Source organism: Massilia sp. R2A-15 (assembly GCF_030704305.1).
In the GTDB taxonomy this organism is placed as follows: domain Bacteria; phylum Pseudomonadota; class Gammaproteobacteria; order Burkholderiales; family Burkholderiaceae_D; genus JAFCUW01.
In genome coordinates this window covers 3,074,752-3,087,721 of sequence record NZ_CP131935.1, presented here as the reverse complement: position 1 = coordinate 3,087,721, position 12,970 = coordinate 3,074,752, and the positions used below count along the sequence as shown (strand labels likewise).

Sequence of the window (12,970 nt, the reverse complement as noted above, 5' to 3'; positions counted from 1 at the left end):
TTATGGAAAAAGGGAACTGGTCCTGCGGACCTGTCCCCATTTTGCGTCGACTCTGAAGATGGGGACAGGTCCGCAGGACCAGTCCCCAAACTTCATTTAGAACTCTTCCCAGTCGTCGCCGCCACGCGCGGCGCGCTTCGGCGCCGCGATCGCGCGGGCCACCGGCGCCACGCGGGCCGGACGCGCCGGCGCTGCCGCGCGCAGCATCGGCTCTGTCTTTCCGGTCGAACGATCAAGCTTGAACACGCCGACCACCTGCGCCAGCTTGCCGGCCTGCTCCTGCATCGATTCGGCCGCCGCCGCCGATTCTTCCACCAGAGCCGCGTTCTGCTGCGTCACCTGGTCCATCTGCCCGATCGCCTGGTTGACCTGCTCGATGCCGTCGGTCTGCTCCTGGCTGGCCAGCGCGATCTCGCTCACGATGTCGGTGACGCGGCGAATGCTCGACACCACCTGGTCCATCGTCGCGCCGGCCTGGTCGACCAGCTTGGCGCCGGCGTCGACCTTCTCGACCGAGTCGCCGATCAGCGTCTTGATTTCCTTGGCCGCCGCCGCCGAACGCTGGGCCAGCGTGCGCACTTCGGATGCGACAACGGCGAAGCCGCGCCCCTGCTCGCCGGCGCGCGCCGCTTCCACCGCCGCGTTCAGCGCGAGGATGTTGGTCTGGAAGGCGATGCCGTCGATGACACCGATGATGTCGACGATCTTGCGCGCCGACTCGTTGATCGATCCCATCGTCACGATCACCTGGCCGACCACCGCGCCGCCCTGTGCGGCGTAGTCCGACGCCGTGATCGACAGCTGGTTGGCCTGGCGCGCATTGTCGGCGTTCTGCTTGACCGTCGAGGTCAGTTCCTCCATCGACGCCGCGGTCTCTTCGAGCGAGCTGGCCTGCTGCTCGGTGCGCGCCGACAGGTCGTGGTTGCCGGCGCTGATTTCGCCCGACGCGGTGGCGATCGCGTCGGTGCCGCCGCGTACTTCGCTGACGATCTTCACCAGGCTGTCGTTCATGTGGCCGAGCGCGCGCAGCAGGGCCGCGGTTTCATCCTTGCCGGAGGCGCCGATGGTGCGCGTCAGGTCGCCGCCGGCGACGGTTTCCGCCAGCTCGACCGCCTGGCGGATCGGCCGCGTGATGCCAACCGTCAGCAGCCACGACCCGGCCACGCCCAGCGCCACCGCGCCGGCCGTGAGAACGGCGATCAGGGTGGTGCTGATGCCGGCGGTGTCGTCGATCGCCTTGGCCGTCGAATCGATATGGCTGCGCTGCAGCGTGACCATCTCCATCAGCAGGTCCTGGTAGACCTTGGCGCGCGGCGTGTACGCTTCGTCGAGCACCTTGACGGCGGTCTCGTTGTCGCCGGCGGCCTTGGCCTTCATCGCCGCTTCGCGCGCTTCGATGTAGATCTTGCGCTGCGCGATGATCTTCGCGTACAGCGCCTTTTCGTCAGGCGCCTGGATCATCGGCTCGACCTTCTTGACCAGCTCGATGACCTGCTGGGCGGTGGTGGCGGCGTCTTCCTTGAAATACGCGCCCAGCGCCGGGTCGCTGCTCTTCATGATTGCCGCAGTGCGGCGGATGGCGCCGAAATTCTGGCCGTACCAGTCGGTAAACAGGCGTTCCTTGGCCAGCGGCTGGTCCATCATGACGTGGGTCGATTTCGCCACGTCGTTCAGGCGCCAGGCGCCCGTCACGGCAATGAACACGGTCATCGCGAGGATCAGGGCGAAGCCCACGGCGAGCCGGGTGCCAACTTTCATATTAGACATCGAAAACATGATAACTTTCTTTAGCGTGGCAATTTTGCCAAAATTGAACCCACTATTTTACAGTGTTCTACGGCAACTTTCATTTCCTGATAGAATTTATCGGCTAGATTTCCACAAATGTTGCAGATGCACATCGTTTGACCCTCAACCACTTTGATAGCGCTCCCATGACCTCTGTTTCCCGCCACATTCTCCTCCTTGCACTGGCCGCCAGCGGCGCCGCCAACGCCGCTCCACTGCCGAAAACCATGGCCGACCAGCTCAACGCGTCCTATCCGGCAATCGAAACGCTGTACCAGGATCTGCACCGCACGCCCGAACTGGCCTTTAACGAGCAACATACCGCCGCCCGGCTGGCTGCGCTGGCCAAGGGCCTCGGCTTCGAAGTGACCACCGGCGTTGGCGGCACCGGCGTGGTGGCCCTGCTGCGCAACGGCCCGGGGCCGACCGTGATGCTGCGCACCGAGATCGACGCCTTGCCGGTGCAGGAGAAGACCGGCCTGCCGTTCGCCAGCACCGCCACGGCCAAAAACGCCGCCGGCGAGACCATCCCGGTGATGCACGCCTGCGGCCACGACCTGCACATGTCGGCCTGGTACGGCACCGCCAAGCTGATGGCGGAAAACCGCAAGCAGTGGAGCGGCACGCTGATGCTGGTGGGCCAGCCGGCCGAAGAGACGGTGTCGGGCGCGGCGGCGATGCTCAAGGACGGCCTGTTCACCCGCTTCCCCAAGCCTGACTACGCGCTGTCGATGCATGACGACGCGAGCGGGGCGTCGGGCACGATCATGTATCACGCCGGCGCCTTCCGCGCCTCGTCCGACGTCGTCAACATCACCATGTTCGGCCAGGGCGGGCACGGCGCGGTGCCGCACGAAACGCGCGACCCGATCGTGATGGCCTCGCGCCTCGTGCTGGCCCTGCAGACCCTCGTCTCGCGCGAGAACAACCCGCTCGACCCGGTCGTCATCACCGTGGGCAGCATCCAGGGCGGCACCGTGGCCAACATCATCCCGGACCAGGTCAAGCTGCAACTGTCGGTGCGCACCTTCCGGCCGGAGGTGCGCAAGCGCGTCTTGGCCAGCATTGCGCGCGAAGCGAAGGGCGAGGCGATCGCCGCGGGCGCGCCGAAGGAGCCGCTGGTGGAAGTCAAGCCGGGCACCGATTCGGTCTATAACGAGCCGGAGCTGGTCGGCCGCGTGGTCAAGGTGGTGCAGGGCGCGGTGGGTCCCGAGTTTGTGAAGGAGATGCCGTCCAAGATGACGTCGGAGGACTTTTCGCAGTATGGCCTGCAGCCGGGCGTGAAGGCGATCCTGCTGCACGTGGGCGCGGTCGAGGCGTCGCGCCTGGAGGCGGCGACCAAGGCTGGCCAGCCGCTGCCGGGCACGCATTCGCCGCAGTGGGCGCCGGACTTCAAGCCGACGGTGACCAACACCATCAAGGCCGAGACGGCGATCCTGCTGGACCTGATGGCGCCAAAGAAGTAAGTGGAAGGCGGGGGACTGGTGCTGCGGACCTGAGATGTACCGAGTTTGGTGGACATCCAAATAGGGGACAATACGTTCCATGGATACCAAACTCGTAAAATCATCTGAAAACCAGGTCTTTAGCCCGGAGTTCAAGCTCCAAGCGGTTGAACGTCTGAAGCAATGCGATAACGCCGCGGCGCTGGCGCGAGAGCTCGGCGTGCGTCGAAATCAGCTTTATAAATGGGCGAAGCGGGTCGACTTGGTCGGCCCGGACTTGGCGTTTCGACCGCCTGGGCGCCCGCCAGCTGGCGAGGAAGACGAGCTGACTCGGCTTCGCAAGGAGAATCTTCGCCTGGCACTGGAGCTCGAAATTCTAAAAAAAGCCGAGGCGTACTTCATGCGCCGATAGCGCTGAGGTACGCCTTCATTCGCGAGCATGCCGAGATGTATCCGGTCGGGCTGATGTGCCGCTTACTTGGCGTAAGCCGAAGCGGCTACCATGCCTCGCGCTGTCGCCCTATGAGCCCGCGCGATAGCGCGGACATCGCCTTGATTGCGAGGCTTCACGAGATCGACGCGGAACACCGGCGCGCTGCAGGCGTCATCAAGATGTGGCGGGTGCTACGCGCGGAAAAAAATCCATGCGGGCGAAATCGAGTGGCACGTCTACGACGTTGCGCCGGCATTCAGACGCTTCGAACCCAACGACTGCAAAGCAAACCAGCACCGCAACAAAAAGAACCGCCAGCCCCGAATCTGGTGAACCGGAAATTCAAGGTCGCCGTTCCAAACCGCGTGTGGGTGGGCGACATGACGCAAATCACCACGCGGACGGGGATAAGCCATCTGTCGATATTCCTGGATTTGTCCACGCACGCTGTCATTGGCTGGGCGATGGGAACGAGCCAGACCGCCGCCCTGGCCGTGCAGACGATCGAAGCGGCCATGGAGCGATATCGCCCGCCGCCAGGGCTCGTTTGCCACACGGATCAGGGATCGCCTTACGGCTCGAAGAAGTTTCGCGACTACCTCGAGTCGAAGGGCGCAATTGCGAGCATGAGCCGCAAAGGGAACTGTCACGATAACGCGGTTGCGGAGAGCTTCTTCTCGAACCTGAAGAACGAGTTGACGCATCACTTCGTGTATGAAGATCACGCTGCCGCAGTTGCCGCCGTCAAAGATCATATTGAGGTGTACTACAATACAATCCGACTTCATCAATCGCTCGGCTACAAAACGCCGGCGCAGGTCCAGGCGCAGCACATGTGTTGCTAATTAACCTGTCCACCAAACCGGTGCATCTCAGACCTGACCCCGGGCTTGTCGCCGCCGCTGAACGGATCGGCGCAGCGCTTACACGCCGCTGGTGCCGTAGTAGCCGTGAATCTGGCTGGCCCAGGTCTGGTCGGCCATGTTCGGCCAGTTGTCCTTGTCGAAGCCCGGAGCGGCGTCGATCTTTTCCTTGTCCATGTTCATCGTCATCCGATGGTTGGCGGTGTCGAGCGTCAGCGCCGCCCAAGGCACCGCGAACAGCTTGTCGCCGATGCCCAGCACGCCGCCGCTCGACATCACCACATAGGCGATCTTGCCGCTGCGCATGTCAAGCATGATTTCCTTGATCTCACCCAGGTGCTCGTTCTTCAGGTTGTGGACGTGGTCGCCAATGAGGGTGTCGGCGCCCATCAGTTCAGGGCCCGGCCCCTTGTGATTCTTGTTCGAATACATTCCGAGCGTGTCGCGATTCAAATAGGACATGTTGGCCTCCGTGGTAAAAAAGACAGCATGGCCCGCGCGCGCCATCGGGTCTGTTCGCTCGCGCACACTGAACCGGTCGGCGCGCGATGATGCGATGACAAAAAATTCTCGTAATGGCGGTGTGAGTTAGGAAAAATTTAATTAACTCATAGTAATATTGATGTTTCGCAACTCATTGTCGCGCTTGCGCGCCGTTCGAGGAGAGTCATGTCCGATTTAGTTCGCCGCATCGCGGTACTCGTCGTTGCCGTGGTAGCGCCCTTGGCGTGCGGCGCGGCGCCCACGCCCGGGCTGATCCCGATCGCGCATTTCATTGCCGAGGACAGCTACCGCGACCCGATCCTGTCGCCGGACGGCAAGCACATCGCCGTCAGCACGACGCAGCCGGCGCTGTGGGGCAGCGGCACACCGATGCTCGCCATCATCCGCGTCGAGGACCGCAAGATCGTCACCGGTATCAAGCTCGACAGGTTCGAAGTGCCGGGCGAATATCAATGGGTCAGCAGCACCCGCCTGGTGGTCGGCAAGGCGCGCGATTTCGGCGACCGCGAAGAGCCCACCCCGACCGGAGAAATCGTCTCGGCCAACGTCGATGGCAGCAACCAGCAATACCTGTATGGCTTCCTGCGCCGGGGCGGCCGCGACATGGGGATGGCCTGGATTGCCGGCGTGCCGGCCAGGCTCGACAATCGCGTGTACCTGAATGCCTACAATTTCGACCGGAAAACGAGCGAACTGTACGAAGTCGACAGCGTCACAGGCGCGCGCAAGGAACTGCTGCGTTTGCCCGTTCCGGGCTTGTCGATGGTGCTCGATCACGACGAGCAGCCGCGCTTTGCCTACGGCGCAACGCGCAACGGCTACGCCATGTTCCTGAAATTCGATCTCAACACCTGGACCTGGGAGCCAGATCGGACCAGCGTGGGCGAGGCGCACTCCAGGCCGGTCGCCTTCGCGATGGACAACCGAGCGTTCTATGCGCTCGCTTCGCTCGGCGGCGCGCCGGAGACCCTGACCCGCACCGACGTCGATACCGGTGTGGTCAGCACCGTGGGCGCCGACCCGCAGTTCAATGTCGCGCTGGTGGGCGCCGGCAGCGACAAGGCGGAGCCGCTCGGCTGGCTCGGCGGTGACAAGCTCGAGCTGCATTACCTCGACGCCGGCTCGGCGCTGGCGCAACTGCACCGCCGGCTGGCCGAGCAGTTTCCCGCCGGCTTCGTCACCTTGCTCAATTCCAGCCAGGATCGGCAGAAAACCTTGTTTTCCGTGCGCAGCGACCGCGACCCCGGTTCGTTCTACCTGTACGACGCCGCCACCAACCGCGCAGATTTCCTGTTCGGCGGGCTGGAAAATATCGAACCGGCCGACATGGCGCCGCGCATCCCGGTCGAATTCAAGGCGCGCGACGGACTCAGCCTGCACGGTTTCCTGACCCGGCCGAACGTGGCGGGCGGCGGTCCGTTGCCGATGGTGCTGCTGCCCCACGGCGGGCCGCATGGCGTTGCCGATGCATGGTATTTCGACACCGACGCCCAGTTTCTTGCCAGCCGCGGCTACGCGGTGCTGCAAGTCAATTTCCGCGGTTCCGGCGGGCGCGGCGACGCCTTCATCAAGTCCGGCTACCAGGAATGGGGTGGCAAGATTCAGACGGACCTGATCGACGGCGTGCAGTGGGCGATCGACCAGGGATTTGCCGACCCCGCGCGGATCTGCGTCTTTGGCGCCAGTTTCGGCGCGTATTCGGCGATGATGCTGCCGGCGCGCGCGCCGAAGCTGTTCAAATGCGTGGTCGGCTATGCCGGTGTGTACGATCTTGAAATGTTGTACAACAACAAATTTTCGGAAAAAGATGCGGTAGTGGACGGCGCCGCCCTGTTGAAGCGCTATATCGGTGACGACGCCGCCCAGCAACGCCAGCAATCTCCGGTGGCGCTGGCCGGCCAGATCAAGGTGCCCGTCCTGCTGATCCATGGCAGCGCCGACGACGTCACCCCGGTCGCGCAGGGCAAGGCGATGCGCGCCGCCCTGGACGCGGCCGGCAATCCCCCTGAATACATGCAGGTGAGCGGAGAGGGCCACGGCTTTTATCTGTCGGCGAACCGGCAGAAGGTGTACGCCAGGCTGGAGCAATTTTTCGCGAAGTTCCTCGCCGCGCCGCGTCCCGGACAGGCCGGCGCGGGCGCTGTTGCACCCCCTTGAGCGGCGCCGCCGGCCTGCCGCCGCGCCCCCAGCCCAGGCCGCCGGCCGTGGTTTTTTGCCTTGGCTTGCGGAAGCCTGGCACGGATTAAGGTATAATTTCAATTTCCCGCACGTGCCGTTCGGCACTATCTGCAATGACCAAATTTGTCTTCGTCACCGGTGGCGTCGTGTCTTCCCTTGGAAAAGGGATTGCCGCCGCCTCTCTCGCCGCCATCCTCGAATCGCGCGGCCTCAAAGTCACCATGCTCAAGCTCGATCCGTACATCAACGTCGATCCGGGCACGATGAGCCCATTGCAGCATGGTGAAGTGTTCGTCACCGACGACGGCGCTGAAACCGACCTCGATCTGGGCCACTACGAGCGCTTCATCAGCACCCGCATGAAGAAGGTGAACAACTTCACCACCGGCCAGATTTACGAATCGGTGATCCGCAAGGAGCGCCGCGGCGAATACCTGGGCAAGACGGTCCAGGTGATCCCGCACATTACCAACGAGATCCAGGATTACATCTACCGCGGCGCCGAAGGCGCGGACGTGGCGCTGGTTGAAATCGGCGGCACCGTGGGCGACATCGAGTCGCTGCCCTTCCTCGAAGCGGCGCGCCAGCTGTCGTTGCGCGCCGGCCGCAAGTCCTCGGCCTTCGTGCACCTGACCCTGGTGCCGTTCATCGCCTCGGCCGGCGAACTGAAAACCAAGCCGACCCAGCACAGCGTGCAGAAGCTGCGCGAGATCGGTATCTCGCCGAACGCGCTGCTGTGCCGCGCCGACCGTCCGATCCCGGACGACGAGCGCGCCAAGATCTCGCTGTTCTCAAACATCGAAGAACAGGCCGTCATTTCGGTGTGGGACGTCGACACCATCTACAAGGTGCCGCAGGTGCTTCACGACCAGGGCCTGGACGAAATCATCCTCGACGCGCTGGGCATCGAAGCCAAGCCGGCCGACCTGTCGGTGTGGACCAAGCTGATTCACGCGCTCGAGCACCCGAAGGAGTCGGTCACCATCGGCATGGTTGGCAAGTACGTCGACCTGACCGAGTCGTACAAGTCGCTGACTGAAGCGCTGCGCCACGCCGGCATCCACACTGAGAGCCGCGTCAACATCGAGTACCTCGACTCGGAAGACATCGAGACCAAGGGCTGTGCCCACCTGGCGAAATACGATGCAATCCTGGTGCCGGGCGGCTTCGGTAAGCGCGGCGTCGAAGGCAAGATCATGGCCGCCCGCTATGCGCGCGAGAACAAGGTGCCTTACCTGGGCATCTGCCTGGGCATGCAGGTCGCGCTGATCGAATACGCGCGCCACGAAGCCGGCATGGCCAACGCCAACTCGACCGAGTTCGACCCTGAAACCGACCAGCCGGTCGTCGCCCTGATCAACGAGTGGCAGAACCACGACGGCAAGGTCGAAAAGCGCGACGAGAGCTCGGACCTGGGCGGCACCATGCGCCTGGGCGCGCAGGCTTGCGCGGTCAATCCGGGCACGCTGGCCGCCGAAATCTACGGCAGCGTCGTCACCGAGCGCCATCGTCACCGCTACGAAGCGAACAACCACTACCTGTCGCGCGTCGAGCAGGCCGGCCTGGTCGTGTCCGCACGCACCCCGACCGAAGACCTGTGCGAAATCATGGAGCTGCCGCGCCAGGGCGCGCACGCGCACCCCTGGTACATGGGCGTGCAGTTCCACCCTGAATTCAAGTCCACCCCGCGCGCCGGCCATCCGCTGTTCTCGTCCTTCATCAAGGCGGCGCTGGCCCACAAGGGCGCGGGCAAGCAGGCCGCCCCAGTGGCCGAGCCGGCATTGCAAGGAGATGCAGCATGAAGCTTTGCGGATTCGACGTCGGCCTCGATAAGCCGATCTTCCTGATCGCCGGCACCTGCGTGATCGAGTCGCGCCAGATGGCGATGGACACGGCCGGCACGCTCAAGGAAATCACCTCGGCGCTGGGCATCCCGTTCATCTACAAGTCGTCCTTCGACAAGGCCAACCGTTCGTCGGGCAGCACCTTCCGCGGCCCCGGCATGGAGAAGGGCCTCGAGATCCTCGCCGACGTCAAGCGCGAGATCGGCGTGCCGGTCCTGACCGACGTGCACACGATCGAGGAACTGCCGGCTGTGTGCGCGGTGGTCGACGTGATCCAGACCCCGGCCTTCCTGTGCCGCCAGACCGACTTCATCGTCGCCTGCGCGCAGACCGGACTGCCGGTCAACATCAAGAAAGGCCAGTTCCTCGCGCCCGGCGACATGAAGAACGTGATCGACAAGGCGCGCGTGGCGGCACGCGCCGCCGGCGTCAACGAAGACAACTTCATGGCCTGCGAGCGCGGCGTCTCGTTCGGCTACAACAACCTGGTGTCGGACATGCGTTCGCTCGCCATCATGCGCGAATCGAACTGCCCGGTCGTCTTCGACGGCACCCACTCGGTGCAGCTGCCGGGCGGCCAGGGCACATCGTCCGGCGGCCAGCGCGAGCACATCCCGGTGCTGGCGCGCGCCGCGGTCGCAGCCGGCATCGCAGGCCTCTTCATGGAGACCCACCCGAATCCGGCGGTCGCCATGTCGGACGGCCCGAACGCGATGCCGCTGGGCCGCATGAAGGAGCTGCTCTCGACCCTGGTCGATATCGACCGCGTGGTCAAGAAGGCCGGCTTCCTCGAGACCAGCTTCTAAGCGACCAGCTACACCAGGGTCTGCCCCCGCGGGGCAGACCCTTTTTACTGCGCCTGAAAAGATTACCTACCTTCGGAGACTAAAAACATGAGTGCTATCGTTGATATTATCGGCCGTGAAATTATCGATTCGCGCGGCAATCCGACCGTCGAGTGCGACGTGCTGCTCGAATCGGGCGTGATGGGCCGCGCCGCGGTGCCGTCGGGCGCCTCGACCGGCTCGCGCGAAGCGATCGAACTGCGCGACGGCGATCCGAAGCGCTATTTCGGCAAGGGCGTGCTGCAGGCCTGCGAGAATATCAACACCGAAATCTCCGAAGCGATCATGGGCCTGGACGCCAACGAGCAGGCCTTCCTCGACCGCACCCTGATCGACCTCGATGGCACCGAGAACAAGAGCCGCCTTGGCGCCAACGCCATGCTGGCCGTGTCGATGGCGGTGGCCAAGGCCGCAGCCGAAGAAGCCGGCCTGCCGCTGTACCGCTACTTCGGCGGCTCGGGCGCGATGCAGATGCCGGTGCCGATGATGAACGTCATCAACGGCGGCGCGCACGCCGACAACAACCTGGACATCCAGGAATTCATGATCATCCCGGTCGGCGCCCCGACTTTCAAGGAAGCGATCCGCTACGGCGCCGAAGTGTTCCACACGCTGAAGAAGATCCTGCACGCCAAGGGCCTGGCCACGTCGGTCGGCGACGAAGGCGGCTTCGCGCCGTCGGTGGCCAACCACGAAGAAGCGATCAAGCTGATCATGCAGGCGATCGAGGAAGCCGGCTACGAGCCGGGCACCCAGATCGCGCTGGGCCTGGACTGCGCCGCGAGCGAATTCTACAAGGACGGCAAGTACGTGCTGTCGGGCGAAGGCATGTCGCTGTCGGCTGCCGACTTCACCAACATGCTCGCCACCTGGTGCGACAAGTACCCGATTATCTCGATCGAAGACGCGATGGCCGAAGGCGACTGGGACGGCTGGAAGATCCTGACCGAGCGCCTGGGCAAAAAGGTGCAGCTGGTCGGCGACGACCTGTTCGTCACCAACACGAAGATCCTGAAGGAAGGCATCCAGAAGGACATCGCCAACTCGATCCTCATCAAGATCAACCAGATCGGCACCCTGACCGAGACCTTCGCTGCGATCGAGATGGCCAAGCGCGCCGGCTACACCGCGGTCATTTCGCACCGTTCGGGCGAGACCGAAGACTCGACGATTGCCGACATCGCGGTGGGCATGAACGCGCTGCAGATCAAGACCGGCTCGATGTCGCGTTCGGACCGCATGGCCAAGTACAATCAGCTGCTGCGCATCGAGGAAGACCTGGGCGACATCGCCAGCTACCCGGGCCGCGACGCGTTCTACAACCTGAAGTAATTGCCTGCAACCGGCCAGCCCCGCTGGCCGGTTTCTACATCCATGCGCCTGATTACGCTTGTCCTTTGTGCCTTGCTGCTGCTGATCCAGTACCCCCTGTGGCTGGGGAAGAAGGGCGGCTGGCTGAAAGTGTCTGACCTCGAGACCCAGGTCGCCGAGGCCCGCAAGAAGACCGAAGAACTGAAGGCGCGCAACGCCAAGCTCGACTCCGAAGTGCGCGACCTGAAGGACGGCACCGGCGCGGTCGAGGAGCGCGCGCGTTACGAGCTTGGGATGATCAAGTCGAACGAAATCTTCGTCCAGGTGCTCGATGAAAACGGCAAGCCTGCCGAGTCGAAGACACCGCTGCCGCCACCGCCGCCGGAAAAGCCCGCGGCCGCCAAAGCCGCGCATTAATTTCTCGCCGCCGCGACAAATTCGGGGTCAGGTCCGGCGGACCTGACCCCATTTTCCATGCGGGCCTGGATATCGAATATATTTTGGTCGTTACGGCGCACTCGTTGTAATCTTGTTGTGCGGCGGCGATAAACGTCGCCAAACCGCAGACATTCAGCGTGCAAAAACGTATTGGGCCGAATGGAAATCGAGGCAACCATGAACAAGTTTATAGGAGCGGTCTCACATCGAGAACGCGAAATCGAGGAGCTGGCCGCTGATCCAGACCTTGCGGCCGAATATCTGAAGATGGCAATCGCATGCCTCGCCGATCCGGTCGAGCGCACTGGTGGTTTGCTCGGTTTACGGTCGCTGGTCGATGCATATGGCGAACTTGGCGGCATTGCTGCCGCCGCCGGGATCAGCCCTGATGCGCTTGATCGCGCACTGGTCCAGCTGGATCCCGAGCTCAGTCGATTAGCGTCTTGACCAGCACCTTGCCATCAGCCATAACGCTTTCCTGGCGCACCATCAGCTGCGTCGCCTTGGCGAACCAGAACGTCGACACCGGGCCAGGCCGGTTGTAGTCGGTCGTCACCGTCCAGCACTCCACCGGCCCGCCCGGTCCCGCGATCGTCGCCGATCCCGTCACCTTGAACAGATAACGCTGCGGCGCCGTACGCCCGCCCGGATGGTAGAAGTTGATGCTGGCCTCGTAGCCCGCGGCCAGCGGCAGCGTCTGCAGCGTTTCGATGTCGGTCTCGAAGTTGAAGGTCGGCTCCGGCGAATCGACTGCCAGGTCCTTCTGCGAATTCTCCGCCAGCTCCTTGATGCCAGTGACCTTGTCCGGCGCGAATGCGAAGCCCGCGACCAGGCGCTTGCCATCGCGTTCGCTGACCGTCTCGTGCGTGCGCGGGCGGAAGGTGCCCGCGTCGAACCACGAATCGAGCGTGCGGGTCGATGGCGGATTGACGCCATCCCAGCGCTGCGTGATGTGCAGCGCATTTTTCTCGAAGCGCACCGTGCGTGCCCAGATGTCGATCGGCGCATTGATGTCGCCCGATTTCACGTAGCGCAGGTAGTGGTGGGTGCCTTCATGCAGCAGCGCGAAGCGCGGCAGCGGGGCGCCCAGATCGACGTTGGTGACCGCCGCGCCGGCGTGCAGGGAAGTGGCCGCGGCAATCGCGGCGAAGAGTAGTTTGAAACCTGGCTTGTGCATATATCCTGTGCCCTGGTCAAAAACGCTATTCTAATTTGCCTGATTGGCGCGAAACCGCGTATGCATCGAAAAAAGCTCAGCGCTAACGTGCGAGCAGTCGCTCCTGCGCAGGCAGGAGCCTATGCTGAATCTGCGCAAAGTCGG

At 63.5% G+C, this 12,970-nt stretch carries 12 protein-coding genes; 9 read left to right on the top strand and 3 right to left on the bottom strand.

Features of this window, described 5'->3' with window-relative positions:
- Positions 1-96 precede the first annotated feature (96 nt).
- Entirely contained in the window at positions 97-1,767 is a 1,671-nt protein-coding gene (locus Q4S45_RS14170) for a methyl-accepting chemotaxis protein (protein WP_374046110.1), read from the bottom strand.
- 167 nt (positions 1,768-1,934) lie between these two features.
- On the opposite strand from Q4S45_RS14170, the gene Q4S45_RS14165 reads away from it, so the two are divergent.
- From Q4S45_RS14165 to Q4S45_RS14155, 3 genes are all read left to right on the top strand, one after another.
- On the top strand, positions 1,935-3,254 hold the full coding sequence (locus Q4S45_RS14165; RefSeq protein ID WP_305505224.1) for an amidohydrolase: 1,320 nt from the start codon (positions 1,935-1,937) through the stop codon (positions 3,252-3,254).
- 79 nt (positions 3,255-3,333) lie between these two features.
- Positions 3,334-3,645: a transposase gene (locus tag Q4S45_RS14160; protein WP_305505222.1), complete on the top strand. Its 312-nt coding sequence runs from the start codon at positions 3,334-3,336 to the stop codon at positions 3,643-3,645.
- Positions 3,642-4,511, top strand: coding sequence for an IS3 family transposase (locus tag Q4S45_RS14155; RefSeq protein ID WP_305512093.1), 870 nt, complete (start codon positions 3,642-3,644; stop codon positions 4,509-4,511). The genes Q4S45_RS14160 and Q4S45_RS14155 overlap by 4 nt, the downstream gene beginning before the upstream one ends.
- A gap of 78 nt (positions 4,512-4,589) precedes the next feature.
- Here the strand turns inward: Q4S45_RS14155 and Q4S45_RS14150 are convergent, their stop codons facing one another.
- Entirely contained in the window at positions 4,590-4,991 is a 402-nt protein-coding gene (locus tag Q4S45_RS14150) for a PRC-barrel domain-containing protein (RefSeq protein WP_305505220.1), read from the bottom strand.
- Positions 4,992-5,198: 207 nt separating this feature from the next.
- On the opposite strand from Q4S45_RS14150, the gene Q4S45_RS14145 reads away from it, so the two are divergent.
- The 6 genes from Q4S45_RS14145 (at position 5,199) to Q4S45_RS14120 (ending at position 12,096) form a co-directional block, all read left to right on the top strand.
- Positions 5,199-7,190, top strand: a complete 1,992-nt coding sequence (locus Q4S45_RS14145) for a S9 family peptidase (protein ID WP_305505218.1) — start codon at positions 5,199-5,201, stop codon at positions 7,188-7,190.
- A 134-nt stretch (positions 7,191-7,324) separates the two neighbouring features.
- The gene (locus Q4S45_RS14140) at positions 7,325-9,013 is read left to right on the top strand and encodes a CTP synthase (protein WP_305505216.1); all 1,689 of its coding nucleotides are present in this window, start codon (positions 7,325-7,327) and stop codon (positions 9,011-9,013) included.
- A complete protein-coding gene (gene kdsA, locus Q4S45_RS14135) occupies positions 9,010-9,861 on the top strand; it encodes a 3-deoxy-8-phosphooctulonate synthase (protein ID WP_305505214.1) in 852 nt (283 codons plus the stop codon). The genes Q4S45_RS14140 and kdsA overlap by 4 nt, the downstream gene beginning before the upstream one ends.
- Before the next feature lie 87 nt (positions 9,862-9,948).
- The gene (eno, locus tag Q4S45_RS14130; RefSeq protein WP_305505213.1) at positions 9,949-11,232 is read left to right on the top strand and encodes a phosphopyruvate hydratase; all 1,284 of its coding nucleotides are present in this window, start codon (positions 9,949-9,951) and stop codon (positions 11,230-11,232) included.
- 42 nt (positions 11,233-11,274) lie between these two features.
- Positions 11,275-11,628 carry a cell division protein FtsB gene (ftsB, locus tag Q4S45_RS14125; protein WP_305505212.1) on the top strand — a complete coding sequence of 118 codons (354 nt, stop codon included), beginning with the start codon at positions 11,275-11,277 and terminating at the stop codon, positions 11,626-11,628.
- A 198-nt stretch (positions 11,629-11,826) separates the two neighbouring features.
- Positions 11,827-12,096 (top strand): transcriptional regulator, encoded by a 270-nt coding sequence (locus Q4S45_RS14120; protein ID WP_305505211.1) that lies wholly within the window; start codon positions 11,827-11,829, stop codon positions 12,094-12,096.
- Here the strand turns inward: Q4S45_RS14120 and Q4S45_RS14115 are convergent.
- A complete protein-coding gene (locus Q4S45_RS14115; RefSeq protein ID WP_305505209.1) occupies positions 12,077-12,826 on the bottom strand; it encodes a hypothetical protein in 750 nt (249 codons plus the stop codon). The two genes, Q4S45_RS14120 and Q4S45_RS14115, sit on opposite strands and share 20 nt — an antisense overlap.
- Positions 12,827-12,970: the final 144 nt, after the last annotated feature.